Origin of the sequence: Rhodovulum tesquicola (assembly GCF_024128855.1) — a bacterium.
Taxonomy (GTDB): domain Bacteria; phylum Pseudomonadota; class Alphaproteobacteria; order Rhodobacterales; family Rhodobacteraceae; genus Rhodovulum; species Rhodovulum tesquicola.
The window spans coordinates 265,512-291,308 of the sequence record NZ_JAMYDV010000002.1; the positions used below are offsets into that span (position 1 = coordinate 265,512).

The 25,797-nt window shown below is 67.6% G+C and carries 23 protein-coding genes and 1 pseudogene; 12 read left to right on the top strand and 12 right to left on the bottom strand.

Annotated elements, in window-relative coordinates; translation table 11 throughout:
* Window positions 1-2: 2 nt before the first annotated feature.
* Window positions 3-1,424, bottom strand: a complete 1,422-nt coding sequence (locus NHN26_RS03815; protein WP_253088193.1) for a circularly permuted type 2 ATP-grasp protein — start codon at window positions 1,422-1,424, stop codon at window positions 3-5.
* Window positions 1,425-1,879: 455 nt separating this feature from the next.
* On the opposite strand from NHN26_RS03815, the gene zwf reads away from it, so the two are divergent.
* The 4 genes from zwf to NHN26_RS03835 are packed head-to-tail and all read left to right on the top strand — an operon-like array spanning window position 1,880 to window position 5,885.
* Complete coding sequence (gene zwf / locus NHN26_RS03820) at window positions 1,880-3,334, top strand: glucose-6-phosphate dehydrogenase (protein ID WP_253088194.1); 1,455 nt, start codon at window positions 1,880-1,882, stop codon at window positions 3,332-3,334.
* Window positions 3,331-3,993, top strand: a complete 663-nt coding sequence (gene pgl / locus NHN26_RS03825) for a 6-phosphogluconolactonase (RefSeq protein ID WP_253088195.1) — start codon at window positions 3,331-3,333, stop codon at window positions 3,991-3,993. Before zwf ends, pgl begins: the two co-directional genes overlap by 4 nt.
* A gap of 12 nt (window positions 3,994-4,005) precedes the next feature.
* Window positions 4,006-5,643: a glucose-6-phosphate isomerase gene (gene pgi / locus NHN26_RS03830; RefSeq protein ID WP_253088196.1), complete on the top strand. Its 1,638-nt coding sequence runs from the start codon at window positions 4,006-4,008 to the stop codon at window positions 5,641-5,643.
* A gap of 44 nt (window positions 5,644-5,687) precedes the next feature.
* Window positions 5,688-5,885, top strand: a complete 198-nt coding sequence (locus NHN26_RS03835; RefSeq protein ID WP_253088197.1) for a hypothetical protein — start codon at window positions 5,688-5,690, stop codon at window positions 5,883-5,885.
* A 286-nt stretch (window positions 5,886-6,171) separates the two neighbouring features.
* Here NHN26_RS03835 and NHN26_RS03840 read toward each other — a convergent pair whose 3' ends face one another.
* Window positions 6,172-6,750, bottom strand: a complete 579-nt coding sequence (locus NHN26_RS03840) for a lipid-binding SYLF domain-containing protein (protein ID WP_253088198.1) — start codon at window positions 6,748-6,750, stop codon at window positions 6,172-6,174.
* A 125-nt stretch (window positions 6,751-6,875) separates the two neighbouring features.
* Window positions 6,876-7,877 (bottom strand): porphobilinogen synthase, encoded by a 1,002-nt coding sequence (gene hemB, locus NHN26_RS03845; RefSeq protein ID WP_253088199.1) that lies wholly within the window; start codon window positions 7,875-7,877, stop codon window positions 6,876-6,878.
* 124 nt (window positions 7,878-8,001) lie between these two features.
* Here hemB and NHN26_RS03850 point away from each other — a divergent pair, with 124 nt between their 5' ends.
* Both NHN26_RS03850 and mfd read left to right on the top strand, forming a co-directional pair.
* Window positions 8,002-8,529, top strand: a complete 528-nt coding sequence (locus NHN26_RS03850; protein WP_253088200.1) for a component of SufBCD complex — start codon at window positions 8,002-8,004, stop codon at window positions 8,527-8,529.
* 31 nt (window positions 8,530-8,560) lie between these two features.
* The gene (gene mfd / locus NHN26_RS03855; protein WP_253088201.1) at window positions 8,561-12,004 is read left to right on the top strand and encodes a transcription-repair coupling factor; all 3,444 of its coding nucleotides are present in this window, start codon (window positions 8,561-8,563) and stop codon (window positions 12,002-12,004) included.
* Between the two features lie 5 nt (window positions 12,005-12,009).
* Here the strand turns inward: mfd and NHN26_RS03860 are convergent, their stop codons facing one another.
* Entirely contained in the window at window positions 12,010-13,215 is a 1,206-nt protein-coding gene (locus NHN26_RS03860) for a multidrug effflux MFS transporter (protein WP_253088202.1), read from the bottom strand.
* Window positions 13,216-13,339: 124 nt separating this feature from the next.
* Here NHN26_RS03860 and NHN26_RS03865 point away from each other — a divergent pair, with 124 nt between their 5' ends.
* Window positions 13,340-13,681 (top strand): hypothetical protein, encoded by a 342-nt coding sequence (locus NHN26_RS03865; RefSeq protein ID WP_253088203.1) that lies wholly within the window; start codon window positions 13,340-13,342, stop codon window positions 13,679-13,681.
* Here NHN26_RS03865 and NHN26_RS03870 read toward each other — a convergent pair.
* From NHN26_RS03870 to NHN26_RS03885, 4 genes are all read right to left on the bottom strand, one after another.
* Window positions 13,675-14,325, bottom strand: coding sequence for a DsbA family oxidoreductase (locus NHN26_RS03870; protein WP_253088204.1), 651 nt, complete (start codon window positions 14,323-14,325; stop codon window positions 13,675-13,677). The genes NHN26_RS03865 and NHN26_RS03870 overlap by 7 nt on opposite strands.
* The gene (locus tag NHN26_RS03875) at window positions 14,312-15,841 is read right to left on the bottom strand and encodes a class I adenylate-forming enzyme family protein (protein ID WP_253088205.1); all 1,530 of its coding nucleotides are present in this window, start codon (window positions 15,839-15,841) and stop codon (window positions 14,312-14,314) included. The genes NHN26_RS03870 and NHN26_RS03875 overlap by 14 nt, the downstream gene beginning before the upstream one ends.
* Before the next feature lie 63 nt (window positions 15,842-15,904).
* Window positions 15,905-16,018, bottom strand: a complete 114-nt coding sequence (locus tag NHN26_RS03880; RefSeq protein WP_253088206.1) for an entericidin EcnA/B family protein — start codon at window positions 16,016-16,018, stop codon at window positions 15,905-15,907.
* 3 nt (window positions 16,019-16,021) lie between these two features.
* A complete protein-coding gene (locus tag NHN26_RS03885) occupies window positions 16,022-17,839 on the bottom strand; it encodes an extracellular solute-binding protein (protein WP_435594171.1) in 1,818 nt (605 codons plus the stop codon).
* Between the two features lie 282 nt (window positions 17,840-18,121).
* Here NHN26_RS03885 and NHN26_RS03890 point away from each other — a divergent pair, with 282 nt between their 5' ends.
* The 3 genes and pseudogenes from NHN26_RS03890 (at window position 18,122) to NHN26_RS03895 (ending at window position 19,959) form a co-directional block, all read left to right on the top strand.
* Window positions 18,122-18,895: a 3-hydroxybutyrate dehydrogenase gene (locus NHN26_RS03890; protein WP_253088207.1), complete on the top strand. Its 774-nt coding sequence runs from the start codon at window positions 18,122-18,124 to the stop codon at window positions 18,893-18,895.
* Between the two features lie 22 nt (window positions 18,896-18,917).
* Window positions 18,918-19,064 (top strand): annotated as a pseudogene (locus tag NHN26_RS17695) (patatin-like phospholipase family protein); the annotation flags it as partial.
* 214 nt (window positions 19,065-19,278) lie between these two features.
* Window positions 19,279-19,959, top strand: a complete 681-nt coding sequence (locus NHN26_RS03895; RefSeq protein ID WP_435594173.1) for a patatin-like phospholipase family protein — start codon at window positions 19,279-19,281, stop codon at window positions 19,957-19,959.
* Between the two features lie 15 nt (window positions 19,960-19,974).
* On the opposite strand, the gene NHN26_RS03900 is transcribed toward NHN26_RS03895, so the two are convergent.
* The 3 genes from NHN26_RS03900 to NHN26_RS03910 all read right to left on the bottom strand — a co-directional run bounded on the left by NHN26_RS03900 (window position 19,975) and on the right by NHN26_RS03910 (window position 22,378).
* The gene (locus NHN26_RS03900) at window positions 19,975-20,583 is read right to left on the bottom strand and encodes a LysE/ArgO family amino acid transporter (protein ID WP_253088208.1); all 609 of its coding nucleotides are present in this window, start codon (window positions 20,581-20,583) and stop codon (window positions 19,975-19,977) included.
* A 6-nt stretch (window positions 20,584-20,589) separates the two neighbouring features.
* Complete coding sequence (locus tag NHN26_RS03905) at window positions 20,590-21,330, bottom strand: DUF502 domain-containing protein (RefSeq protein WP_253088209.1); 741 nt, start codon at window positions 21,328-21,330, stop codon at window positions 20,590-20,592.
* 145 nt (window positions 21,331-21,475) lie between these two features.
* Window positions 21,476-22,378 (bottom strand): pseudouridine-5'-phosphate glycosidase, encoded by a 903-nt coding sequence (locus NHN26_RS03910; RefSeq protein ID WP_253088210.1) that lies wholly within the window; start codon window positions 22,376-22,378, stop codon window positions 21,476-21,478.
* Window positions 22,379-22,629: 251 nt separating this feature from the next.
* Here NHN26_RS03910 and rpsB point away from each other — a divergent pair, with 251 nt between their 5' ends.
* Both rpsB and tsf read left to right on the top strand, forming a co-directional pair.
* Window positions 22,630-23,421: a 30S ribosomal protein S2 gene (gene rpsB / locus NHN26_RS03915; RefSeq protein WP_253088211.1), complete on the top strand. Its 792-nt coding sequence runs from the start codon at window positions 22,630-22,632 to the stop codon at window positions 23,419-23,421.
* 82 nt (window positions 23,422-23,503) lie between these two features.
* Entirely contained in the window at window positions 23,504-24,379 is an 876-nt protein-coding gene (gene tsf / locus NHN26_RS03920) for a translation elongation factor Ts (RefSeq protein ID WP_253088212.1), read from the top strand.
* Window positions 24,380-24,846: 467 nt separating this feature from the next.
* Here tsf and NHN26_RS03925 read toward each other — a convergent pair whose 3' ends face one another.
* Complete coding sequence (locus tag NHN26_RS03925) at window positions 24,847-25,599, bottom strand: LuxR family transcriptional regulator (RefSeq protein ID WP_253088213.1); 753 nt, start codon at window positions 25,597-25,599, stop codon at window positions 24,847-24,849.
* Between the last annotated feature and the right edge of the window lie 198 nt (window positions 25,600-25,797).

Sequence of the window (25,797 nt, forward strand, 5' to 3'; positions counted from 1 at the left end):
GCTCAATCCTCCAGCACCCAGGTGTCCTTGGTGCCGCCCCCTTGCGAGGAGTTCACCACGAGCGATCCCTTCTTCAGCGCCACCCGCGTCAGCCCGCCGGGCGTGATGTTGATGCCGTTCGGACCCACCAGCACGAAGGGCCGCAGATCCACATGGCGCGGCGCGAGACCGTTGCGGGTGAAGATCGGCACGGTCGAGAGCGAGAGCGTGGGCTGGGCGATGTAATTGCCCGGCCGCGCCATCAGCTTCTTGCGAAACTCGGCCAGGTCCTTGCGCGTGGCCGCGGGCCCGATCAGCATGCCGTAGCCGCCCGAGCCATGCACCTCCTTGACCACCAGTTCGGACAGATGGTCGAGCACATAGGCCAGCGCGTCGGGTTCGGAACAGCGCCAGGTCGGCACGTTTTCCAGCAGCGCCTTTTCGCCCGTGTAGAACTCCACGATCTCGGGCATGTAGCTGTAGATCGCCTTGTCATCGGCGATGCCGGTGCCGGGCGCGTTGGCGATGGTGATCCGGCCCGCGCGGTAGACATCCATGATGCCGGGGATCCCCAGCGCCGAGTCCGGGTTGAAGTTCAGCGGATCGAGGAAATCGTCGTCCACCCGGCGATAGAGAACGTCGATCGGCTGATAGCCTTGCGTCGTGCGCATCGCCACCTTGCCGTCGACCACGCGCAGGTCGTGTCCCTCGACCAGTTCGACGCCCATCTGGTCGGCGAGGAAGGCATGCTCGAAATAGGCGGAATTGTAGATCCCGGGCGTCAGCACCGCGACGGTGGGCGCATCCGACCCGTTGGGCGCGCAGGAGGCGAGCGAGCGGCGCAGATCCGCGGGGTAGGACTGGACCGGCTGTACCCGGTTCTGGGAGAACAGCTCGGGGAACATCTGGAGCATCGTCTCGCGGTTTTCCAGCATGTAGCTGACGCCGCTGGGCGTGCGGGCATTGTCCTCGAGCACATAGAACTGGTCGTCGCCGGTGCGCACCAGGTCGATGCCGACGATATGGGTATAGATGCCGCCGGGCGGTTCCACCCCGATCATCTGCGGCAGGAAGGCATCGTTGCGCGAGATCGCCTGTTCGGGGATGCGCCCCGCCTTCACGATCTCCTGGCGGTGATAGATATCGTAGAGGAAGGCGTTGATCGCGCGCACCCGCTGTTCGATGCCGCGGCTCAACCGCTGCCATTCGCGCCCCGAAATGATCCGCGGGATGATGTCGAAGGGGATCAGCCGTTCCTCGGCCTCGGCCCGGCCATAGACGTTGAAGGTGATGCCGGTCAGCCGGAACACCTCCTCGGCCTCGCGCTGCTTGGCGCGCAGCCGGGCGATGTCCTCGCCCTCGAACCAGTTCTGAAAGCGCCGGTAAGGCGGGCGCAGCTCTGCGTCCCGGCCCCACATCTCGTCGAAGATCGGTGTTTCGCTCATGCTGCTACGCTAGGCAGGCGCCGGGGCCAGAGCAATATGCAAGCTGTCGGGCAGGGGCGCGTTTCCGGGCAGGTGCCTGTTTTTTGAGCAGCGTCGCCGCTCGAAAACAGGCGCGGCCGCCCAGCCGTCTTGCTCCACGGTTCGGTGGAGCGGATCCTGGGCACCGTCCGCTAAAGGCTGCCGGCCCGCATCCCCGGAACGACCTTTTCGGACCGGGTGAAACGGGGGGAATACGATTCCGAGGCCGCAGGCCGACATGCCGCGCAAGGAAAACCGTTCCGGACCGCAGACGCTATCGGCGGCGTGATCGGGAGGGCGAAGGCCGATGCGGGGCAGGGTCGGACCAAACGGCGGCTTTACGACCTTTTCCGTGAAAGCTATGGATCTGTCGTGAATGGACGTCTAGTCAGGGCAGGGTGGGGCGGATCCCCGCCACCGATCCGGCGAGGGTTCAGATGGTCTCACGCGTGATCCCGGTCGATCCCTTCGATCTCGTGATCTTCGGCGCAACCGGCGATCTTGCCACCCGCAAGATCCTTCCGGCGCTCTACCGGCGCGATCTGGCGGGGCAATTGCCGGATGCGGCGCGGATCATCGGGGCCGCGCGCTCGGTGATGGATGACGAGGTCTGGCGGGCAGAGGTCCGGCGCGCGATCCTGGAACATGTGCCCGCCGATCGGATCGACGGCCCGGCGCTTGATCGTTTCCTTGCGCGGCTCTGCCATGTCCGGCTGGATGCCACGGCCGAGGACGGCTGGTCGGAACTGGCCGCGAGGATCCGCCCGGACGCGGTGCAGGCCTATTATTTCTCGGTTGGGCCGGGATTGTTCGGCGATCTGGCGCGCGGGTTGCATCGCTACGGCATGAACCGGGAGGGTTGCCGGATCGTCGTGGAAAAGCCCTTCGGCCACGATCTTGCCAGCGCACGGGCGCTGAACGCCACGCTGGCCGCCCATTTCGACGAGCAGCAGATCTACCGGATCGACCATTACCTCGGCAAGGAGACGGTCCAGAACCTGATGGCCGTGCGCTTCGGCAACATGCTGTTCGAGCCCTTGTGGAACGCGCAATATGTCGATCACATCCAGATCACCGTGGCCGAAACCGTGGGCGTGGCCGGGCGGGGGGGCTATTACGACAAGGCCGGGGCCATGCGCGACATGGTGCAGAACCACATGATGCAGCTTCTGTGCCTGATCGCGATGGAGCCGCCCTATGCCTTTGAACCGGACGCGGTTCGGGACGAGAAGCTCAAGGTGATCCGCGCGCTCGACGCGGTCGAGCCGGGCGACATCGTGCGCGGGCAGTATATCGCGGGCAACGGGCAGGCGGGCTATGCCGAGGATGCCGGCATCCCGGCAAGCCGGACCGAAACCTTCATCGCGCTCAAGGCGCATGTGTCGAACTGGCGCTGGAAGGGCACGCCCTTCTACCTGCGCACCGGCAAGCGGCTGCGCGCGCGCACCTCGGAAATCGCGATCACCTTCAAGGATCCGCCGCATTCGATCTTTGGCGAGCAGGAGGGGCAGAAATCGAACGTGCTGGTGATCCGGCTGCAACCGAACGAGGGGATCAAGCTGAAGGTGACGATCAAGGAGCCCGGGCCGGGCGGCATGCGGCTGATCGAGGTGCCGCTCGACATGTCCTTTGCCCAGGCGCTGGGACCGGGGGCGGAGGATATCGCGGATGCCTATGAGCGGCTGGTCATGGACGTGATCCGCGGCAACCAGACGCTGTTCATGCGCGGCGACGAGGTCGAGGCCGCCTGGGCCTGGACCGATCCCGTCATCGCCGCCTGGGAAACGCGCGGCGACCGGCCCCAGCCCTATGATCCGGGCAGTTCGGGGCCCGAGGATGCGTTGATGCTGATGCATCGCGACGGGCGGCGCTGGCGGGAGATTCGTCCATGAAACTGATGACCTATCCCGATTCCGAGATGATGATGATCGACCTGGCCAACACGCTGGCCGGGGAGTTGAACACCGTTCTGTTCCATGCCGAGCAGGCCAGCATCGCGGTGCCGGGCGGCACCACGCCGGGGCCGCTTTACGACGCGCTCTGCGCCAGTTCGCTGGACTGGAACCGGGTGCGGGTGCTGCCGACCGATGAACGGCTGGTGGCCCCCGACGACGCCCGCTCGAACGAGGGGATGATCCGCGCCCGCCTGCTGACCGGGGCGGCGGCCGAGGCGCGGCTGATCGGGTTGCGCCCCGGTGCCGACGGCATGGCCGGGCTGACCGAGCGGGTGCGGCGAGCGCTGCCGCTGGATATTCTCGTGCTGGGAATGGGGGCGGACATGCATGTGGCCTCGCTGTTTCCGGGCGCGCCCGAGCTTGAGGACGCGCTTCGCCCGGATGCGCCGCCAGTGATGCAGATCACCCCCCCGGGCCAGCCCGAGCCGCGGGTGAGCCTGACCGGACCGGCGCTGCGCGGCGCGACGGTCGTGCATATCCTGATCACGGGGGCGGACAAGCGCGCGGCGCTGGAACGGGCGGTCGAGATCGACGATCCGCTGCTGGCCCCGGTCTGCGCGGTGCTGGGATCGGCCACGATCCACTGGGCGGCATAACCAGGGATGGACATGGACAGGATCTGGAAGGCGCTCGACGCCAGGGCGCGCGCGGTGGCCGACCGGCCGATTTCGGCGCTGTTCGACGATCCCGGCCGCGCCGCCGCGTTCTCGGCGCGCTTTGGCGACATGCTGTTCGACTATTCCAAGACGAATATCGACGCCGAGACGCTGGACTTGCTGCTGGGCCTTGCCGAGGCGGCCGATATCGCCGCGCGCCGCGAGGCGATGTTCACCGGCGCGAGGATCAACGAGACCGAGGGCCGGGCGGTGCTGCACACGGCGCTGCGCAGCCCCGCCGGATCGGTTCTGGTGGACGGGCGCGACGTGATGCCGGAGCTGCGCGCGACGCGGGCGCGGATGCGGGCCTTTGCCGAAATGGTCCGGGGCGGGCTATTCGCGGGGCAGGGCGGCGCGATCACGGATGTGGTCAATATCGGCATCGGCGGGTCCGATCTGGGCCCGGCCATGGCGGTGCAGGCGCTTGCGCCCTACCATGATGGGCCGCGCTGTCATTTCGTCTCGAACGTGGACGGCGCGCATGTCGCCGACACGCTGAAGGGCCTGAACCCGGAAACGACGCTGGTGATCGTCGCCTCCAAGACCTTCACGACCATCGAGACGATGACCAATGCCGCGACCGCGCGGGACTGGATGGCGGGGCGCGTGGTCGATCCGGCCGCGCAATTCGTCGCGCTGTCCTCGGCGCAGGAGCGGACGGCGGCATTCGGCATCCCGGCCGAGCGGGTCTTCGGCTTCGAGGATTGGGTGGGCGGGCGCTATTCGGTCTGGGGGCCGATCGGGCTGTCGCTGATGCTGGCCATCGGGCCCGATCGCTTCGACGATTTCCTGTCGGGCGGCGCGGCGATGGATGCCCATTTCCGCAGCGCGCCGCCGGGCGGGAACCTGCCCGTCCTGCTGGCGCTGGTCGGGATCTGGCATGCGCAGGTGCTGGGCCATCCGACCCGCGCGGTGCTGCCCTATGACCAGCGGCTGGCGCGGCTGCCCGCCTATCTGCAACAGCTGGAAATGGAATCGAACGGCAAGGGCGTGACGATGGAGGGCACAAGCCCCCCGCGCCCCACCGGCCCCGTGGTCTGGGGCGAGCCCGGCACCAACGGCCAGCACGCGTTTTACCAGTTGCTGCATCAGGGCATGCAGGTCGTGCCCTGCGAGTTTCTTGTCGCCGCTCGGGGTCACGAACCCGAACTGGCGCATCATCACCGCCTGCTGCTGGCCAATGCGCTGGCGCAATCCGCCGCGCTGATGCGCGGGCGCAGCCTTGACGATGCGCGCGCCATCGCGGCGCGGGCGGGGTTCACCGGCGCGGAACTGGACCGCCAGGCCCGCCATCGCGTCTTTCCGGGCAACCGGCCCTCGAGCACGCTGATCTATCCGCAACTGACCCCGCAGGTGCTGGGAGGGATCGTGGCGCTTTACGAGCATCGGGTGTTTGTCGAGGGCGTGATCCTCGGGATCAATTCCTTCGACCAGTGGGGGGTCGAGCTTGGCAAGGAACTGGCGACCGCGCTGGCGCCGGTTCTCTGCGGTGAATGCCCGGGGGAGGAACTGGACGGGTCGACCCGCGCGCTGGTGGCGTTCGTTTCCGGCCGGGAGCGGGATATCCGGGGCGGGGAAGGATTCCGTTAAGGATTCGCGGCTAGGCTGAAATGCGATCCCGGAGTTTGGAACATATGGCGACCTGTCGAGAATGTGGAAAGGTTCTGGGGCTGTTCGGCTCCAAATCGGGCACCCTGTGCGAGAACTGCGCTCTCGTCCTCGAAGCGGAACAGATGTTCAAGGACATCAAGTCGCTCGAGGAAAAGGGGCTGAGCCGCGAAGAGATCGCCGCGGCGGTCTGGAAACGCGACATCGGCTCTGCCGGGGGCTGAGAACGGGCATCCGACCCTGACCCATGCGTCGCGAGGCAGCGCACGGACCTTGCCCATCCGGCGGTCTCGTGCCGCGGACCGGCGCGCCGGATCGCCGGGGGTGGGCATCGTTTCTGCCGGTCGGGCAGGCTGCGCCTTCCGTCCGACCGGCCCGGACCCTGACCAACGGGAGGCGGGCCCGGGCGAAAGGCGGTCTTTCATCAGACGAGCAAGGACCCCGCCGGAAAGGGGCGTTGCCGGGACTTCCCTGCGAATGCCGGACGCCGGGTGTCAGCTGTCCCGGCGTTCAGGGGATGATGCGCGTGTATTTCGTGCCCTCGAGCGAGGCGCCCACGATCAGGCCCTGCTGACCGAAGACCAGCGCGACCACCGGGTCGAGCGAGGTCAGCGTCGAGGCCGAGACCGCGCCCGCGTCGTCGAGGAAGGCGTATTCCAGATCCGCCCCCGCCGACCAGCCCGCGCCCGAGCGGAAGGTCCGCAACGCGTCGGGCGTCATGAAGAACAGCGCATGGGCATATTGCTGCGCGCCGACCTGCAAGCCGAAACTGGCCTTGGTGGCCGAGTAGTAATCCACCGTGGCGTTGTTGATCCGCAGCGCGCCGCGGCCATAGGCCCCGCCCACCCACAGCCCCGCCTTGGTGATCAGCGGCATCCACAGCACGCCATGCGACTTGGCCTCAAGCTCCTGCGTGCCGGGATAGCGGCTGAACAGGAAGTTCCGCGTGCCGTCCACACGGTTGTCGAGGGACGCGCCCCCCTGGCTGCCCACGCCATTGCCGCAGGCCGCCAGCGCCGTCGTCGCGCCCATCGCGCCGATGAAGCCGCGGCGCGACAGACGCCCGGTCATGCTCTTGCTGTCTTGCATCGCTCTGTGCCTCTTGTTGTGGCCTTGCCGACCTTTGACACAAACTATAGAGGCCCTGCCGCGTCCTGTCACCCTTGCAGAGTGACAGGCGGCAAATCCCCGCGCGCGGCCCCGCCTGTGCGCTCTCAGCCCGCGCGCAGCAGCCGCGCCGCTTCGGGGGCGAAATAGGTCAGGATCCCGTCGCAGCCCGCGCGCTTGAAGGACAGAAGGCTCTCCATCATCACCTTCTGGCGGTCGAGCCAGCCATTCTGCGCCGCCGCCATCAGCATCGCGTATTCGCCCGACACCTGATAGGCATAGGTCGGCGCGCCGAAGGCGTCCTTTACCCGGCGGCAGATGTCGAGATAGGGCATGCCCGGTTTCACCATCACCATGTCGGCCCCTTCGGACAGGTCGCGCTCGATCAGGCGCAGCGCCTCGTCGCTGTTGGCCGGGTCCATCTGGTAGGTCTTCTTGTCGCCCTTCAGCGCGCCCGAGGCGCCCACCGCATCGCGGAACGGGCCGTAGAAGGCAGAGGCATATTTCGCCGCATAGGACATGATCGCGACATCGCAATGGCCCGCCGCCTCCAGCGCCTGGCGCATCGCGCCGATCCGGCCGTCCATCATGTCGGACGGGCCCAGGATGTCGGCCCCGGCCTCGGCCTGCGCAAGCGCCATCTTCACCAGCGCCTCGATGGTTTCGTCGTTGACGATCACCCCGTCGCGCACGATCCCGTCATGGCCGTTGGAATTGTAGGGGTCGAGCGCGACATCGGTCATCACCGCGATCTCGGGCACCGCCGCCTTGATCGCGCGGATCGTGCGGTTCGACAGGTTCTCGGGGTTCCAGGCCTCCTCGCACAGCTCGGTCTTGAGCGCGGGATCGGTATAGGGGAACAGGCAGATCGCGGGGATGCCGAGTTCCGCCGCCTCCTCGGCCGCCCTGACCACAAGATCGACCGACCGGCGCACCACCCCGGGCATCGAGGGGATCGGTTCTTCCACGCCCGTGCCGTCGCGCACGAAGATCGGCCAGATCAGGTCGCCAACGCCCAGCGCGGTCTCGCAGGTCAGCGCGCGCAGGGCGGCGGTGCGGCGGGTGCGGCGCAGGCGCGTCATCGGGAAGGGGGCGAGGGTGGGGCGCATGGTCAACGGCTCCTTCAACATTGGCTGCGACTGGGTTACACGGATCGGATCGCACCTCAAGAGCGGGAATCGTCACGACACGACCTCCGGCAAGCGAGGCCCCCGGAACGGAGACAAAGGCCCCGTGAATTTCACCCAGCAAGTCTTCGAGCTGATCGACATGCGGTCATTCTCGAATCTCTGGTACTGGATCGCGCTTGCCGTTCTGTGGTCGACCGCCAGCCACTGGGTTCTGGGCGTGCCCTATGATCTGGTGCAGCGCGCGCGCCGCCAGGGTGGCGAGGCGGCCGAGGACGTGGCCGGCCTGGTGCGGATCAATGCCCGGCGCTACCTTTACGTCATGCGCGTCTCGGGGCTGTGGATCAGCGCCTTTGCGGGCTTTGCGCTGACCATGCTGGGGATGCTGGGTTTCGTCTATGGCAACGAATTCTCGCAGGCGGTGTTCCTGTTGCTGGCCCCGATGATTCTGGTCGGTCTCTGGACGGTGCGCACCGCGCGCGCCTATGAACAGCGCAACCCCGACGACGAGCGGCTTTTCTGGCTGCTGCGCTGGCACCGGCTTGGGGTGCAGATCATGGGGATCCTGTCGATCCTCGTGACCGCCATGTGGGGAATGTGGCAGAACTTCACGATCGGCGTTCTGGGCGGTTGACAGCGCGCGCCCGGCGCTTATTCCGGCGGCCATGTCACAGCCCTTGCACATCACCGCTGGCGGCGCGCCCGAGGGCTTCGACGCCCGACTTCTGGCCCGCGAACTGGAAAAGTCCGGCCAGCCGGCGATCCATATCGCCCGCGACGACCGGCGGCTTGCGGCGATGCGCGCGGCGCTGGGGTTCTTTGCACCCGAGGCGGTGGTTCTGGATTTCCCCGCATGGGACTGCCTGCCCTATGACCGGGTCTCGCCCAATCCCGATGCCGAGGCGGCGCGCATGGCGACGCTGGCGGCGCTGGTCCAGGGCCTGCCGGGGCCGTTCATCCTGCTGACGACGCTGAACGCCATCACCCAGCGCGTCCCGGCCCGCGACGTGCTGCGCGATGCGTCCTTTACCGCGCAGGTCGGCACGCGGGTGGACGAGGCCGCGCTCAGGGCCTTTCTGGTGCGCATGGGCTTCACCCAGGCGCCGACGGTGATGGAGCCGGGCGATTACGCGATCCGCGGCGGGATCATCGACATCTATCCGCCGGGCGAGTCGGGACCGGTGCGGCTTGACCTGTTCGGCGACGTGCTGGACGGCGCCCGCCGCTTCGATCCGGCCACCCAGCGCACCACGGAAAAACTGAAGAGGATCGAGCTTGCGCCGGTCTCCGAGGTGATCCTCGATGAGGCCGCGATCACCCGCTTCCGGCAGAACTACCGGATCGAGTTCGGTGCGGCGGGCACCGACGATCCGCTATACGAGGCGGTCAGCGCGGGGCGCAAGCATGCCGGGATGGAGCATTGGCTGCCCTTTTTCCACGAACGGCTGGAAACGCTGTTCGACTACCTGCCCGGCGCCAGCGTCTGGCTTGACGACCAGGTGACGCCCGCGCGGCTGGCGCGGTGGGAGGGGGTCGCCGACCAGTACGAGACCCGCCGCGAGGCGATGGCCCAGAAGGGCCGGATCGACACGGTCTACAAGCCGTGCCCGCCGGGGCTGCTGTATCTTGACGATGCCGCCTGGGAGGCGGCGCTGGCCGGGCATCGCGTTGTGCAGATGAACCCGCTGCCGCAGGGCACCGGCCCCGGCGTGATCGACGCGGGCGGGCGCATCGGGCGCAATTTCGCGCCTGAACGAAAGCTGGAGCAGGTCAGCCTCTTCAGTGCGTTGACGGATCATGTTCGGACGCGGCGCGAAGATGGCGCCGTGGTGGTCGCGTCCTATTCAGAGGGTGCGCGCGAGCGGCTGAAGGGATTGCTGGAGGACGAGGGCGTGGCGGATGCCCGCCTTGCCGCCGATATCCGCGACGTGACCGAGGGGCGGGGGCTCTATCTGACCGTCTGGGCGCTTGAGCACGGGTTCGAGGGGCCGGGGCTGACGGTGATCTCGGAACAGGACGTGCTCGGCGACCGGCTGATCCGCGCGCCGAAGAAACGCCGCAAGGCCGAGAACTTCCTGACCGAAGCGCAGGCGCTGTCGCCGGGCGATCTGGTGGTGCATGTCGAACATGGCGTGGGCCGCTACACCGGGCTTGAGACGATCACGGCGGCGGGCGCCCCGCATGAATGCCTGGCGCTGGAATATGCCGGCGGCGACCGGCTGTATCTGCCCGTCGAGAACATCGAACTGCTCAGCCGCTATGGCCATGACGAGGGGCTGCTCGACAAGCTGGGCGGCGGCGCGTGGCAGGCCAAGAAGGCGAAGCTGAAGCAGCGGATCCGCGAGATCGCGGACAAGCTGATCCGGGTCGCCGCCGAACGCCATCTGCGAAACGCCCCGATCCTGGAGGCCGACCATCACCTGTGGGAGGCGTTTTCGGCCCGCTTTCCCTATCAGGAAACCGACGACCAGCTGGCCGCCATCGCCGATGTGATGAGCGACATGGCCAGCGGCACGCCGATGGACCGGCTGATCTGCGGCGATGTCGGCTTCGGCAAGACCGAGGTCGCCATGCGCGCGGCCTTTGTCGCGGCGATGTCGGGGGTGCAGGTGGCGGTGATCGCGCCCACCACGCTTCTGGCGCGCCAGCATGCCAAGGGCTTTGCCGAACGCTTCCGCGGCTTTCCGCTGGAGGTGCGCCAATTGTCGCGATTCGTCCCCGCGAAGGAGGCCGCGGCGACGCGCGCGGGCCTGGCGGAGGGTGCGGTCGATATCGTGATCGGCACCCATGCGCTGCTGGCCAAGGGCATCAGGTTCAGGAACCTGGGCCTGCTGATCATCGACGAGGAACAGCATTTCGGGGTGAACCACAAGGAGCGGCTGAAGCAGTTGCGCAGCGACATCCATGTGCTGACGCTGACCGCAACGCCGATCCCACGCACGCTGCAGATGAGCCTGACCGGCGTGCGCGACCTGTCGATCATCGGCACGCCGCCCGTCGACCGGCTGTCGATCCGCACCTATGTCAGCGAGTTCGACACGGTGACGGTGCGCGAGGCGCTGCTGCGCGAGCATTATCGAGGCGGGCAAAGCTTCTTCGTCGTGCCACGGATCGCGGATCTGCCCGAGATGGAGGCATTTCTGCGTGACCACGTCCCCGAGGTGTCGTTCGTGGTGGCGCATGGCCAGATGGCGGCGGGCGAACTCGACGACCGGATGAACGCCTTTTACGACGGGAAATACGACGTGCTGCTGGCCACCTCCATCGTGGAATCGGGCCTCGACATCCCCACCGCCAACACGATGATCATCCATCGCGCCGACATGTTCGGGCTGGCCCAGCTTTACCAGATCCGCGGGCGGGTGGGGCGCTCGAAGACGCGCGCCTATGCTTATCTGACCACCAAGCCGCGCGCGCCGCTGACGCCGCACGCGCAGAAGCGGCTGCGCGTGCTGGGTTCGCTCGACACGCTGGGGGCGGGCTTCACGCTGGCCAGCCAGGATCTGGACATTCGCGGTGCGGGCAACCTGATCGGCGAGGAACAGTCGGGCCATGTGCGCGAGGTCGGCTTCGAGCTTTACCAGTCGATGCTGGAGGAGGCGATTGCCCGCATCAAGGCGGGCGAGCTTGAGGGGCTGTCCGAGATCGAAAGCGACTGGTCGCCCCAGTTGAACCTGGGCGTGCCGGTGCTGATCCCCGACGATTACGTCGCAGATCTGGACGTGCGGCTGGGGCTTTACCGGCGGCTGTCCGGGCTGACGACCAAGGTCGAGCTGGAAGGCTTCGCCGCCGAACTGATCGACCGTTTCGGCAAGCTGCCGAAAGAGGTGAACACGCTGTTGCTGATCGTGCGCATCAAGGCCATGTGCAAGCGCGCGGGCATCGCCCGGCTGGATGCCGGGCCCAAGGGGGCGACGGTTCAGTTCCACAACGACAGGTTCGCCAATCCCGCCGGGCTGGTCGATTTCATCCAGGGCCAGAACGGACTGGCCAAGGTCAAGGACAACAAGATCGTCATTCGCCGCGACTGGACCAGGGACAGCGACCGGATCAAGGGCGCCCATGGAATCGCGCGGGATCTGGCCGAAAAGGTGAAGAACACGGCGTAAGTGGCTTACGTCTCTGGGCGTTCCGGGAATTTCCGGATCAGCAGGAAGGCCGCGGCAACCGCCAGAAGTACGCCGGTCGCCAGCGGCCGCGGCGTGCCGTCGAAAGCCTGGCCGACCGGCACCGCCAGCAGCGCCGACATCACCGTGGCCAGCGCCCCGATGATCGAGGCGGCCATGCCCGCAACATGGCCCAGAGGCTCCATCGCCAATGCGTTCAGGTTGCCGATGGTCAGGCCCAGCATCCCGAACAGCGTGATCGCCCACAGCATGAAGGCCGCGAATTCGGCACCCGGCGGCAGAAGCCCGCTCCAGAACAGCGCCGCCATCGCGACCGACAGCGCAAGCTGCGCACTCAGCGTGACCCGCACCAAAAAGCGCATGCCCAGACGGCCCACCAGCATCGCGTTGGTGAAACTCGCGCTTCCCGCGATCACCGCGATCAGGGCGAACCACAGCGGAAAGCTGTCCCCGCGGCCGAAATGGATGTCGAAGATCTGCTGGATCGAGGTCAGCAGCATGAACAGCACCGAAAAGATCAGCGTCTGAACCAGAACCGCGCGCCGCGCGACCGGCTCGGCAAAGACCTCGCGTGCGGCGGCGCGCAGCGATGCGGGTTTCAGCGACCGGCGCCGGGCGGGGGGCAGCGTCTCGGGCAGGCGCAGCGCATACCAGCCCACCGAGATCACCGAGAACAGCAGGAAGGCCAGGAAGATCGCGCGCCAGCCCGCCAGCGCGATGATGCCTGCGCCCAGCAGCGGCGCGATGGCGGGCAGGAGCGTGAAGATCATCATCACGAAGGACACGATCCGCGCCATGTCGCGCCCGGCATAAAGATCGCGGATCACCGCCAGCGCCACCACCCGCGGCGCCGCAGCGCCCAGCCCTTGCAGCGCGCGCCCGAACAGCACCAGTTCCAGCGACTGGCCCGTGCCCGCGATCATGGCGCCGACGACGAACAGCCCCGCGCCGCCCAGGATCACCGGCTTGCGGCCGAACGAATCCGACAACGGCCCCACAACCAGCGTGCCGATCCCCATTGCCGCGACGAAGACGAGCACGACGAATTGCGCATGGTTGAGATTGGCCGGCGCGAGTTCCCGGCCGATCTCGGGCAGGGCGGGCAGCATCGCGTCGATGGAAAACGCCACCGTCGCGAACAGAAGCGCCATCATCGCGATGAATTCGGGACGGGAGAGGCGACTCTCCTGCATGGGTTCGACCTGTTCGGGATCGGGGTTTCAGGGAGAGTTCCGTCTTGCGACAGAAATCCCGCTTGCGCCAGCGGATAAAGCCAGACTATTTTTATCAGGAATGAACTCAAGCAGGAGAATCGTCATGTCACCTCGTTCCACACTTTCCCTGGTCGCCGGACTTGTTGGCGCAATCGGCGCAGGATCGGCGCTCGCCAGCGGCGTGTCGGGCGCCCAGCGAAGCGGGATCTCCTACCTCGAGAAGGGGGTTCTTTCCTACGAGGTCTTCGAAATGAGCGTGGCGCATGAGGATCTGTCCGAATGTCCCCAGGAATTCGATCCCGGGGCGGTGTTCTGCCGCTATGCCGAGACCGATCACAGCGCCAGCATCTTCGTCTTCTCCTATGACGAGGAGATGCCGCTGCTTGCGGTGAAATATGTGTCGCTTGACGAGGGCAAGGCGATCCTGAAGGCCGAGGATTACTGAAGCCGCGCTTTTGCCGGATCGCCCGCCAGTTCCGCGATGACCTGTTCCCACAGCGCTGTGGGCTGCGCACCCACCAGAACGTGGCGGTCTGCCACGATGAAGGTCGGCACGCCGCTCACGCCGCGGGCGCGGGCATGGGCGTCGCGGGCGCGGATCGCATCCGCATCGGCATCCGAGGCCAGAAGCCGCGCGACCACGCCCCGGTCCATCCCGACGGCCCCGGCAATCGCAGCCAGAACGCCGGGCGAGCCGATATCGCGGCCTTCCAGGAAATAGGCGTCGAACAGCGCCTGGACCAGCGCGGTCTGGCACCCCTCAAGCCCCGCCCAGTGGATCAGCCGCTGCGCGTCCAGCGTATTGGGCGTGCGGGTGATCGCCGCGAGGTTCGGTTCGATCCCCGCCGCGCGGGCCTTGTCGTCGATCTCGACATAGGCGCGGGCGGCCTCGATCTGGCCGCCGAACTTGGCTTCGAGATAGGCGCGCCGGTCCATGCCCGCGCGCGGCATGCCGGGGTTCAACTGGAAGGGCTGCCAGACGATCTCGAACGGGTGGTCGGGCCGGGCGTCCAGCGCGGCATCCAGCAGCCGCTTGCCGATCAGGCACCAGGGACAGATCGGGTCGGCGAAGATATCAAGCCGGACCATGGCCAGCCTCGTAGGATGCGCGGACCCGGCGGCGGTTCAGCTTGCCGTTCGGGTTCTTCGGCAACTCGTCCATGTGGATGTAAAGCCGCGGCTGCTTGTAACGGGCCAGCCGTTCGGCGGCAAAGGCGGCAAGCCGGTCCTCGGGCTGCGCCTCGCCGGTGTAAAAGGCGGCGATGATTGTGGTATCGGCCCTGATCGCGATTTCGGTCGCGGCGACCTCGTGGATCGCGGGGTGTTCCATAAGCGCGCGTTCCACCTCCAATGGCGAGACGCGCACGCCGCCCGCGTTCAGCATGTCGTCGTCGCGGCCCAGATAGGTGATCGCGCCATCCTCGGCCATTTCCACCATGTCGCCGGTCAGGAACCATTCGCCATGGAACCGCGTCGCGGTTTCGGCCTCGGCCTTGAGATAGCCCAGCATCAGCCCCGGATCACGGCGCGAGACGGCCAGTTGCCCCGGCTCGCCGCGCTGGACGGGTTCGAGGTCCGGACCCAGCACCGCGACCCGGCGGCCCGGCTGCGGATAGCCCGAGGAGGGCAGCGGCGCGGGGCGGGCGGGGCTGCCCGAGACGAAGGTGGAGCATTCCGACATGCCCAGCGCCTCGTAGACGAAGGTGCCGGTGGTCTCGGCCCAGGCGGCGCGGGTGGCCTCGGGCATCTTCTCGCCCGCCGACAGCCCGTGGCGCAGCCGGGGCAGCACCAGATGGGGATAGTCGCGCAGCATCTGGCGATAGACCCCGGGCGCGGCGGCAAAGATCGTCGCGTCGAAGCGTTTCAGAAGCAGCGGCAATTGCGCGGGCCGCACGCCCGGCGCGGGGATCAGGGCGGTCGCGCCGATGGACCAGGGATCGAGCAACCCGGTGCCCAGCGTATAGGTCCAGTTGAAGGCGCCCGCATGCAGCAGCCGGTCCTCGGGCGTCAGGCCATACCAGCCCTCCCACATCATCCGCCGCGCCCAGACCGCGCGATGGGCATGGATCACGCCGCGCGGATTGCCCGAGGTGCCCGAGGTATAAACCACATAGGCCGGCCGGTCGGGATCGCCCATCGCATAGCCCGCTGGGGCGTGTTCGTGCAGGGCGCGCTGCGCGTCGAGGTCCAGCACCGGCGCGGCGCAATCGGCGGGCAGGGCAACGCCCGGACCGGCCAGGATCACGGCGGGCTCGATCTCGGCGGCAAGTTTCGTGATCTCGAGCGTGGTCAGCAGCGCCGAGGTCGGCACCGGCACCAGCCCCGCGGCGATCGCGCCCAGGAAACCGATGGGAAACTCGACCCCGTTGCCCAGCCGCAAGAGCACCCGCGCGCCGGGCTCAAGCCCCATCCCGGCAAGCCCCGCCGCCAGCCCCAGGACGGCGGCCTCGAGCCGGGCATAGCTCCAGCGTTCGGCGCCATGGGGGCCGATCACGGCCAGCGCGACCTTCTCGGGCGTGCAGGCGGCCGGGGCCAGTACATGGGCGGCCAGGTTGAACGGGGTGGGGCAGGGCGGCGGGGCGCCCTCGTCATAGATCGCTCGCATGGGCTGCGTGCTAGACCCGCTGCCTTGCGGTTGCAAGGGCGGGGAACGCGACGGCGGGCGGGATCAGAACACGTTGCGCACCGCGCGGGCCCCGGCCGAGATGTCCTCGCCGATCCCTTCGACGGTTCCGCAGCCCGCAAGGGCCAGCAGGCCCAGCATCAGAAGCGTTCGGGTCATGGATCACTCCCTCTCGGACCACCAGATATCGGGGAGAAAACCGATCCAATCCCCGTATATCGGTATCGTTTCCGGATAGCGCAGCGTGGCGCGGTGGGCAATCAGCGAACTGGGCGCATACCAGACCGGGATCACATGCCGCCCGGTCGTCAGAACCCGGTCAAGCGCGCGGGTCGCCGCGACGAATTCCTCATGCGTTTCCGATGTCAGCAGCGCCTCGATCATCGCCTCGGCGGCGGGGCTGGCCAGCCCCATCCAGTTGCGCGTGCCGGGCCGCGTGACCCCCTCCGCCCCCCAGTAAAGCCGCTGTTCGTTGCCGGGCGACAGCGACAGCCCGACCGCGTAGAACGCCATGTCGAAATCATAGGCATCGGTGCGTTCGGTATATTGCGCGTTGTCAACCGTGCTGATGCGCACCGCAATGCCCAGCCGCTTCAGCCCCTCGGCCAAGATGTCGACGATCTTCTGGCTCTCGGCCGCGCCCTGGCGCAAGAGGATCTCGAAGGTGAAGGGCCGGCCGTCGGCATCGCGCAGCACCCCGTCATCGCCCACGCGCCAGCCCGCCTCCTCCAGCCGGGCAAAGGCCATGCGCAGGTTCTGCCGGTTCGAGGGCCGCCCGTCCGAGACGGGCAGCGCATAGCCCTCGAGCGCGCCGGGCAGCAGCTCGTCGGCAAAGGGCGCCAGCAACGCGCGCACGCGGCCCTCGGCGGGGCCCGGTCCCATGCCAAGCTCGGAATTCGAGAAATAGGACGCGATGCGCGGCTGGGTGCCGCCGGTCAGCACGCCATTGATGAACTCGAAATCGAAGGCATGCAGCATCGCGTCGCGCACCCGCCAGTCGGCAAAGACCGGGCGGCGGCCATTCATCACCAGCCCGCTGATGCCGGTGGGGCGGGCATGCGGGATCTCGGATTTCACGATCCGCCCCGTGGCGATGGCGGGGAAGTCATAGGCGCTTTGCCAGCGCGCCGCGCTCGATTCGCGATAGATGTCGACCGCGCCGCCCCGGAACGCCTCGAACAGCACGCCCGCATCGGCGTAGAACTCGATACGGATCTCGTCGAAATTGTGCTGGCCCCGGTTCAGCGCCAGATCGCGCCCCCACCAGTCGGGGTTCCGGCGCAACAGGACGAACCGGCCCGGCTCGAACCCCGCGATGACATAGGGCCCGGACCCGATCGGCGCCTCCAGCCCGCTTTGCGCGAAATCGCGCCCCTCCCATTGCGCCTTTTTCAGCACCGGGCGCAGGCCCAGGATCAGCGGCAATTCGCGGTCGGCGGTGGTAAAGGTGAAGCGCAGGCTGCGCGGTCCCGTCGCCTCGGCCGTCGCGACCTTTTCCCAGGCGCTGCGGTAGCGCGGGTGGCCCTGTTCGCCCAGCACCCTGAACGACCACAGCACATCCTCGACCGTGACCGGGCTGCCATCCGAGAAGCGCGCGCCTTCGCGCAGGGTGAACTCGACCCAGTCGCGGGCCTCTCCGGTCTCGACCGATTCGGCCAGAAGCCCGTAAAGCGTGAAGGGTTCGTCCCAGGACCGGCCCATCAGGGTCTCGTAGCCGAGGCTGCGCAGCGCCCAGGGGGCGTTGCCCTTCAGGATGAACGGATTGAGGCTGTCAAAGCCGCCCAGTTCGCCCAGCACGATGCGCCCGCCCCGGGGCGCATCTGGGTTCACATAGGGCAGCGACACAAAATCCGGTGCCAGCGCGGGCTGGCCATACATAGCGATGCCATGGGCGGGTTCGGCCTGCCCGAATCCGGCTGCGCCAAGCAGCATCGCCGCAGCCACCGCGAGCGGCGCGCGGAGGGGATTCTTCTGTCTCATCTCGGCAACATTCCTGCCCGGTGCCTTGTATTCTTGGGGGCCAGCTTAGGGATGAGCGCCCGATTTTTCAAACTTTTAGCTTGGCCGCCGGCGGGGGATTGCGTATACAGAGGTTACTGCTCGATAGGTTTCTTGCCTGTATGAAACCTGCCTCAATAACTTGACGCCCGCCCTGTGCGGGCGTCTTTTTTTCGTCGTCGCGCGCGCCCGCGGCGCTTTCGCCGCGCCGCGGCGGGATGTAGGCTCCTTGGCAACCGTTTCGAGACATTGCGAGGGACCCAAATGACGCTTTCCGGAAAGACCGCCATCGTGACCGGCTCGAACTCGGGCATCGGGCTTGGCATCGCACAGGAACTGGCCCGAGCGGGTGCGAATGTGGTGCTGAACTCGTTCACCGACCGCGCAGAGGATCATGCGCTGGCCGCCGACATGGCGCAGGAGCATGGGGTCCGGGTGCGCTACATCAAGGCCGATCTGTCCAGCGCCGACGCCTGCCGCGGGCTGATCGCCGAGGCAGGCGCCTGCGATATCCTGGTGAACAATGCCGGGATCCAGCATGTCGCGCCGGTGGATCAGTTCCCGGTCGAGAAATGGGACGCGATCATCGCGATCAACCTGTCCTCCGCGTTCCACACCACGGCTGCCGCGCTGCCGATGATGCGCGCGGCGGGCTGGGGGCGGATCGTCAACATCGCCTCGGCGCATGGGCTGACGGCCAGCCCCTACAAATCCGCCTATGTCGCGGCCAAGCATGGGGTGGTCGGGCTGACCAAGACCGTCGCGCTGGAAACCGCCGAGGAAGCGATCACCTGCAACGCGATCTGCCCGGGCTATGTGCTGACCCCGCTGGTCGAGGCGCAGATCCCCGACCAGATGAAGGCGCATGGCATGGACCGCGAGACCGTGATCCGCGAGGTGATGCTGGCGCGCCAGCCCTCCAGGCAGTTCGCCACGGTCGAGCAACTCGGGGGGACGACGGTCTTCCTGTGTTCCGAGGCGGCGGCCCAGATCACCGGCACGACCATCAGCGTCGATGGCGGCTGGACCGCGCTGTGAACGGATGCCCGGGCCAGCGGCCATGACGCCCCTGCGCATCAATCTGGCCTTGCAGGGCGGGGGCGCGCATGGCGCCTTTACCTGGGGCGTGCTGGACCGGCTGCTGGATGAACCCGGGATCGAGATCGCGGCAATCTCGGGCAGTTCGGCGGGCGCGCTGAACGGGGCGGCGCTGAAGGCCGGCCTGGTGGCGGGCGGGCCGCAAGCGGCGCGCGAGAATCTCGACTGGCTCTGGACGCAGGTCGGCGCGGTGGGCGATCTGCGGCTGACGCATTGGATGGCGGCCTTTACCCCCGGCGCGGGCACCGTGGCGCGGATGCTGGACGCAGCAATTCCCTGGTCGCTGGGCGACATGGCCAGCCGCATGGTCGGCCCCTATGCCTATGGCCCGTTCTACCGCAACCCGCTGCGCCGGATCGTCGAGCGGTTCGACTTCGATCGCGTCTGCGCTGCCCGGCCGCCCGCCCGCCTTCTTCGTCGGGGCGACCAATGTGCGCACCGGCAAGATCCGGGTCTTCGAGGGCCGCGCGATCACCACCGACGCGATCCTTGCCTCGGCCTGCCTGCCCACGCTGTTCCAGGCGGTCGAGGTGACCGACCCCGAGACGGGCGAGACGGATGCCTATTGGGATGGCGGCTATACCGGCAATCCGGCGCTGTTTCCCTTTCTCGCGCCCGATCTGCCCGGCGATGTCGTCGTGGTCTCGATCAACCCGCTGGAACGCGCCAGGGTGCCGGTCACGGGGCAGGAGATCCAGAACCGGATCAACGAGATCAGCTTCAACGCCTCGCTTCTGGGCGAGCTGCGCGCGATCCAGCAGGTGCGTGACCTGATCGACCAGGGGCGGCTGGAACGCGGCACGATGAAGGAGATCCGCATCCACATGGTATCGGACGACGCGCTGATGCGGCAGTTGAACGTGGCGACCAAGCTGGTGCCCAGCCCGCTTGTGCTGGACGAGTTGAAGCGTGCGGGCCGCGCGGCGGCGGACCGATTCCTGGCCGAGGCCGGGCCGCGGATCGGGCAGGAAAGCAGCGTCGATCTGCACCGGCTTTGCGACTGAGGCGGGCCGCGCGGTCTACAGCCCCGCGAGCAGCCCCGCGGCAATCGCCCACATCACCAGCGCGATCCCCAGATCGAGCAGCCGCCAGGCGCGCGGGCTGGCCATCAGCGGCGCCAGCAGCCGCGCCCCGTAGCCCAGCGTGAAGAAGAACACGAAAGACGCCGCGACCGCCCCGAGCCCGAAGGCCAGCCGTTCATCGCCGGGCGCGAACCGGGTCGAGACCGCCCCGATCAGCGCCAGCGTGTCGAGATAGACATGCGGGTTCAGCCAGGTCAGCGCCGCGGCCGTGCCCAGCACCGCCCAGACCGATCCGCCACGGCCCGCGGCCGCCAGCGCATGCCCGCCGCGGATCGCCGCACGCAGCCGAAGCGCGCCATAGACCACAAGGAAGGCCGCCCCGCCCAGCGTCATCGCCACCGGCAGCCAGGGCGCGGCCGCCGACATCCTGCCGAACCCCGCCACCCCCGCCGCGATCAGCACGGCGTCCGAGGCCGCGCAGAACAGGCAGAGTGCGAAGACATGCCTCCGCATCACCCCCTGGCGCAGCACGAAGGCATTCTGTGCCCCGATCGCAAGGATCAGCGACAGCGAGGTGGCGAAACCGGTCAGCGCGGCGCCGCTCACGCGGGATCACGCGCCGATCTTCTGGCGCTGCGCGATTTCCTGCAGCGGTTCGGGAACGGGCAGGGGACGTTCCTCGGGTGACACCAGCCCGGCCGAGATGATGAGCTTGGCGGCCTCTTCCACGGACATCTCCAGTTCGATCACATCGCCTTGCGGCACGAACAGCAGAAAGCCCGAGGTCGGGTTCGGCGTGGTGGGCAGGAACACGGCCAGCATCTGCTCGTCCTGCGGGATGCGACGGTTGATCTCGCCGCGCGCGCGCGTCGACACGAAGGCCACCGCCCACAGGCCCTTGCGCGGGTATTCGATCAGAACCGCCCGGTCGAAACTGGCCTCGGACTGGGCAAAAACCGTCTCGGCGATCTGCTTGAGCCCGTTATAGATCGAGCGGACGATGGGCATCCGGCCCACCAGCCGCTCGCCCCAGCCGATGAAGGACCGCCCGATCAGACCCTTGGCGGTCCAGCCGACAAGCAGGGTGAACAGAAGAAAGAAGATGACCCCAAGGCCGCGGATGTCGATGCCGATATACTGTTCGGGCTTGAACTGGTTCGGCACCAGCGGCAGCACAAACCCGTCGATCCAGCCGGTGACCGTCCAGATCAGCCAGACGGTCAGGCCGACCGGGGCGATCACAACCAGACCGGCTAGAAAGTTGTTCCTGAGCCGCGCGAAGAGAGACCGCCCGATATGGCGGCCATGTCCGTCCTGCGGATCCGTCTGGTGCTGGTCGTCTTTCTCGAACATGGCTGGCGCCCCCGCTGATGCCCTTAGCTAGGCGCGGGCCGGTCGCTGTGCAATAGCGGGGGCGGCCGCCCGGCTCGTTCCCGCGCCGATCACGCCCTTCCTGCACTTTGCGGGGCAGGGTGCTGCCCGGATCGGCGGTGCGAGGTCAGGCCAGGGCGCGGGCGATGGCGGCGGCCAGCCGGGCATTGTTGCGCACCAGCGCGACATTCGCGTCAAGCGAGCGGCCCCCGGTCAACTCCAGGATCCGGGCGAGCAATGCGGGCGTCACCGCCTTGGCCGAGACATTTGCGGTGTCGGCCAGGGCGCGCTCGATCACGGGGGAAATCTCGTCCAGCGGGATCTCGTCGGCCTCGGGGATCGGGTTGGCGACAAGCTGCCCGCCGGGCAGGCCCAGCCGCGCGCGCATCCGGTGGGCGGCGGCGATCTCGGCCGGGCTGTCCATCCGCAGCGGCGCCCGCAGGCCGGAACTGCGCGACCAGAAGGCCGGGAAGTCGTCGCTGCGATAGCCGATCACCGGCACGCCCAGGGTTTCCAGCACCTCAAGCGTCTTGGGCAGATCAAGGATCGCCTTCGCCCCGGCGGCGACGACCGTGACGGGCGTCAGGGCCAGTTCGCGAAGGTCGGCCGAGATGTCGAAACTGGTCTCGGCGCCGCGATGCACCCCGCCGATCCCGCCCGTGGCGAAGACCGCGATCCCGGCCAGATGGGCGCAGATCATGGTCGCCGCAACGGTCGTGGCCCCGGTCTGCCCCCGGGCCAGCGCCACGGCCAGATCGGCGCGGCTGAGCTTGGCCACCTGCCCGGCGCGGGCCAGCCCGGCCAGCTCGTCCGGGGCCAGCCCCACCCGGATCGCGCCGCCCATCACGGCGATGGTGTCAGGCACGGCACCGCCTGCGCGCAGCTCGTCCTCGACCGCGCGCGCGGTTTCGAGGTTGCGGGGCCAGGGCATGCCATGGGTGACGATGGTGCTTTCCAGCGCGACGACGGGCGCACCCGCCGCCTGCGCGGCGGCAACCTCGGGCGAGAAGACGAGCGGCGGCGCGGTCATCCGGACACAGGGTCTGGCGCCACCGCGTCCCGCGAGCGGGTCGGGCATGGCATCATCGCGACACTCTGGAACAGCCGTTGCGTCGAGACAAGTCCGCAGCCGGGGCTTGCATGCCCGGACGAAACGCGTTATGCGCGCGCCACTTCACAGGCGGGGTTGGGCCCTTGCGGGGAGACATCCCGCTTGCGGTCCGCCGGTTGGGCATCTGCCCTTAATGCCCCGCCCAGGCGCAAACCGGAAAGGAACACGACATGGCGCTTCCCGATTTCTCGATGCGTCAGCTTCTCGAAGCTGGCGTTCATTTCGGCCACCAGACCCAGCGGTGGAATCCGCGCATGGCCGAATATATCTATGGCGACCGCAACGGCATCCACATCATCGACCTGACGCAGACCGTCCCGATGCTGGACGCCGCGCTGAACGTCATCCGCGAGACCGTTGCCAAGGGTGGCCGCATTCTCTTCGTCGGCACCAAGCGGCAGGCGCAGAAGCCGGTCGCGGACGCCGCCGAACGCTGCGCGCAATACTACATGAACCATCGCTGGCTGGGCGGCACGCTGACCAACTGGAAGACCGTGTCGCAATCGATCAAGCGTCTGAACGAGATCGACGAGCAGATGGCGATGGGCGCCGAGGGCCTGACCAAGAAGGAACGGCTCGGGATGGAACGCGAGCAGGCCAAGCTGCAGGCCTCGCTTGGTGGCATCCGCGAAATGGGCGGCCTGCCGGACCTGCTGTTCATCATCGACGTCAACAAGGAAGACCTGGCCATCCTCGAAGCCCGCAAGCTGGGCATCCCGGTGGTGGCGGTGGTCGACACCAACTGCTCGCCCAACGGCGTGGATTATGTGATCCCCGGCAATGACGACGCCGCCCGCGCGATCCAGCTGTACTGCGATCTGGCCGCCCGTGCGGCGCTGGACGGCATGTCTGCGCAGATGGATGCCGCAGGCGTCGATATCGGCGCGCTGGACGAGGCGCCGGCCGAGGAACTGCTGGCCGAGGCCACGGAACAACCCGCCGAAGAGACCGCCGGGGCCTGAGCCCGGCCTGTCACGGGATTGATACCGGGCGCGGATATCGCCGCGCCCGGAACCTTATTCGACAATCGAGGAGAGCCGAGCCATGGCAATCACGGCTAGCATGGTGAAAGATCTGCGCGACAGGACCGGCGCGGGCATGATGGACGCCAAGAAGGCGCTGACCGAAACCGAGGGCGACATGGAAGCGGCCATCGACTGGCTGCGCACCAAGGGGCTGGCCAAGGCCGCCAAGAAATCCGGCCGCACCGCTGCCGAGGGCCTGGTGGCCGTCGAGGTCACGGGCGGCAAGGGCGTCGCCGTCGAGGTGAACTCGGAGACCGATTTCGTGGCCAAGAACGCCGAGTTCCAGGCCATGGTGGCGGGCATCGCCAAGGCGGCGATGGGCGCGGCCGATCTGGACGCGCTGATGGCCGCCGATCTGGGCGGCAAGTCGGTCGCCGACACGCTGACCGACAAGATCGCCACCATCGGCGAGAACATGACGCTGCGCCGCATGGCCTGCATCGAGGGCGAGACCGTGGTCAGCTATGTCCACAACGCCGCCACGCCCGGCATGGGCAAGATCGGTGTTCTGGTGGCGATGACCGGTGGCGACGAGGCGTTCGGCAAGCAGGTCGCAATGCACGTTGCCGCTGCGAACCCCGCCTCGCTGGGCGCGGCGGATCTCGACCCCGCGCTGGTCGAGAAGGAACGCCAGGTCCAGATCGACATCGCCCGCGAAAGCGGCAAGCCCGATGCGGTGATCGAGAAGATGATCGAGGGGCGGATGAAGAAGTACCTGTCCGAGGTCACGCTTCTGGGTCAGGCCTTCGTGATGAATCCCGACCTGACCGTCGAGGCGGCCGCTGCCGAGGCTGGCGCCACGATCACCGGTTTCGTCCGGCTTGAGGTCGGCGAGGGCATCGAAAAGGTCGAGGAAGACTTCGCCGCCGAGGTCGCCAAGGCGGTCCAGGGCTGATCGCAGCCCGACCAGGGACAGGCACAGGGCAGGGGGCGGTCGGGCAGGGGTCTGACCGCCCCCTTTCCGTTTCGGATCCGACCCGATTGGCGGCCGGCAAGGCAGGCACGAACCGGGATGCGCCCGGTCGTTCCGTCGACTGCCGAGAAAGGCAAAGGCGGTACGACCACCCCTTGGCCGCACCGCCCCCGTACTTCCCACCGATCCCCCCTCGAAGAGGACGAACCGCGCGAAGTGGCTGACACGATTCGACCGAGTATAGGTCGCAACGTGCTCGTCCCGGTCTCCCGGGGGGCGTAGCACCATCGAAATCGCGAGGTCGCTTCAGCCCTTCAGTTCCTTGGCCCAAGGCCACCACTCACGGAACGAGCGGATAGTCGCCGATTCACGCACCGTGTCGGTAGTGGGGGAATCCTTACCTGCAGCATGCGCAGCTTGCGCATTGGCCGGATCGAATCAGGACGGCATCACCCGCGCGTGCTGAAGATCTGGTTCTGGAACCATGCTTTCAGCACCGCCTGCGCCGTCGTCTCGACGTCCAGCGCGTCACGCGCAAGGCGCAGGTGCTTTTCCACCGTTGCCGGCGTCACGCCCAGAATCGTCGCGATGTCCTGCGCCGTCTTGCCGTCGCCCACCCATTCCAGCACCTCGCGCTGACGCGGTGTCAATGGCGGGCGGGTCGAGAGATAGGGCAGGTTCTGGACCTTGAGATGCATCACCTCGTTCATCAGGAAGATCTCGTCACCATGTTCGGCCCAGACGGCATCCACGTCGTCCTGCGTCAGACCCTCGCGCGCCACCAGCCCGATCGCCCCCTTGGCGCGCATCGAGATGTCCCGAAACGCGATGGAATATCCCGCCACGATGCCCATCGACCGGTTGAATTCCAGCGTGCGTTCCTCTTCCGGGGTCAGTTCCCCGCGCGCCCGGCGTTCGCACAGTTCGCGCCAACTGCAAACCCCCTCGTTCTCGGCCGCCCAGCGCACCATGGGCGCGTTGCGATACATCTCCTGGTCGACGAAGGCGCGGGTATAGTCGGGTCTGAGATTGGACAGCACCAGAAGATCGTCCCGGTCGCCGAGCGAATTGGCCGTACGGAACCGTGTGAACCCGTAGATCAGCCGGTCAAACCCGTAGGCCGCCATCCGTTGCGTGTGGTGCGCCCACAACTCTTCCACGGTCTGCGCCGCGACGATGGTCTTGAGATGCTCGAGTGGCATGGCACCTCCGTGAATGCGAGAACGCGGAAACTCGGGGTTCGCGGATCAAGGTAGCCGAGATGATCCGCCAGAACCGCCGGGCGCCGCAATCCCCGGACGATCCAGATGTTTACGCCAGGCTTCCCCGGCATGTCGAGAGGCAGCGCCTGTCGCCGCGCATGCCACATGCCGGCTCGCCAGTTCGGCGCCGCTGCGGTG

Coding starts and splice junctions, on each gene's coding strand:
- NHN26_RS03815 (WP_253088193.1), bottom strand. CDS start 1,424: ATGAGCGAAACACCGATCTTCGACGAGATGTGGGGCCGGGACGCAGAG.
- zwf (WP_253088194.1), top strand. CDS start 1,880: ATGGTCTCACGCGTGATCCCGGTCGATCCCTTCGATCTCGTGATCTTC.
- pgl (WP_253088195.1), top strand. CDS start 3,331: ATGAAACTGATGACCTATCCCGATTCCGAGATGATGATGATCGACCTG.
- pgi (WP_253088196.1), top strand. CDS start 4,006: ATGGACAGGATCTGGAAGGCGCTCGACGCCAGGGCGCGCGCGGTGGCC.
- NHN26_RS03835 (WP_253088197.1), top strand. CDS start 5,688: ATGGCGACCTGTCGAGAATGTGGAAAGGTTCTGGGGCTGTTCGGCTCC.
- NHN26_RS03840 (WP_253088198.1), bottom strand. CDS start 6,750: ATGCAAGACAGCAAGAGCATGACCGGGCGTCTGTCGCGCCGCGGCTTC.
- hemB (WP_253088199.1), bottom strand. CDS start 7,877: ATGCGCCCCACCCTCGCCCCCTTCCCGATGACGCGCCTGCGCCGCACC.
- mfd (WP_253088201.1), top strand. CDS start 8,561: ATGTCACAGCCCTTGCACATCACCGCTGGCGGCGCGCCCGAGGGCTTC.
- NHN26_RS03860 (WP_253088202.1), bottom strand. CDS start 13,215: ATGCAGGAGAGTCGCCTCTCCCGTCCCGAATTCATCGCGATGATGGCG.
- NHN26_RS03865 (WP_253088203.1), top strand. CDS start 13,340: ATGTCACCTCGTTCCACACTTTCCCTGGTCGCCGGACTTGTTGGCGCA.
- NHN26_RS03870 (WP_253088204.1), bottom strand. CDS start 14,325: ATGGTCCGGCTTGATATCTTCGCCGACCCGATCTGTCCCTGGTGCCTG.
- NHN26_RS03875 (WP_253088205.1), bottom strand. CDS start 15,841: ATGCGAGCGATCTATGACGAGGGCGCCCCGCCGCCCTGCCCCACCCCG.
- NHN26_RS03880 (WP_253088206.1), bottom strand. CDS start 16,018: ATGACCCGAACGCTTCTGATGCTGGGCCTGCTGGCCCTTGCGGGCTGC.
- NHN26_RS03885 (WP_435594171.1), bottom strand. CDS start 17,839: ATGAGACAGAAGAATCCCCTCCGCGCGCCGCTCGCGGTGGCTGCGGCG.
- NHN26_RS03890 (WP_253088207.1), top strand. CDS start 18,122: ATGACGCTTTCCGGAAAGACCGCCATCGTGACCGGCTCGAACTCGGGC.
- NHN26_RS03895 (WP_435594173.1), top strand. CDS start 19,279: ATGGCCCGTTCTACCGCAACCCGCTGCGCCGGATCGTCGAGCGGTTCG.
- NHN26_RS03905 (WP_253088209.1), bottom strand. CDS start 21,330: ATGTTCGAGAAAGACGACCAGCACCAGACGGATCCGCAGGACGGACAT.
- NHN26_RS03910 (WP_253088210.1), bottom strand. CDS start 22,378: ATGACCGCGCCGCCGCTCGTCTTCTCGCCCGAGGTTGCCGCCGCGCAG.
- rpsB (WP_253088211.1), top strand. CDS start 22,630: ATGGCGCTTCCCGATTTCTCGATGCGTCAGCTTCTCGAAGCTGGCGTT.
- tsf (WP_253088212.1), top strand. CDS start 23,504: ATGGCAATCACGGCTAGCATGGTGAAAGATCTGCGCGACAGGACCGGC.
- NHN26_RS03925 (WP_253088213.1), bottom strand. CDS start 25,599: ATGCCACTCGAGCATCTCAAGACCATCGTCGCGGCGCAGACCGTGGAA.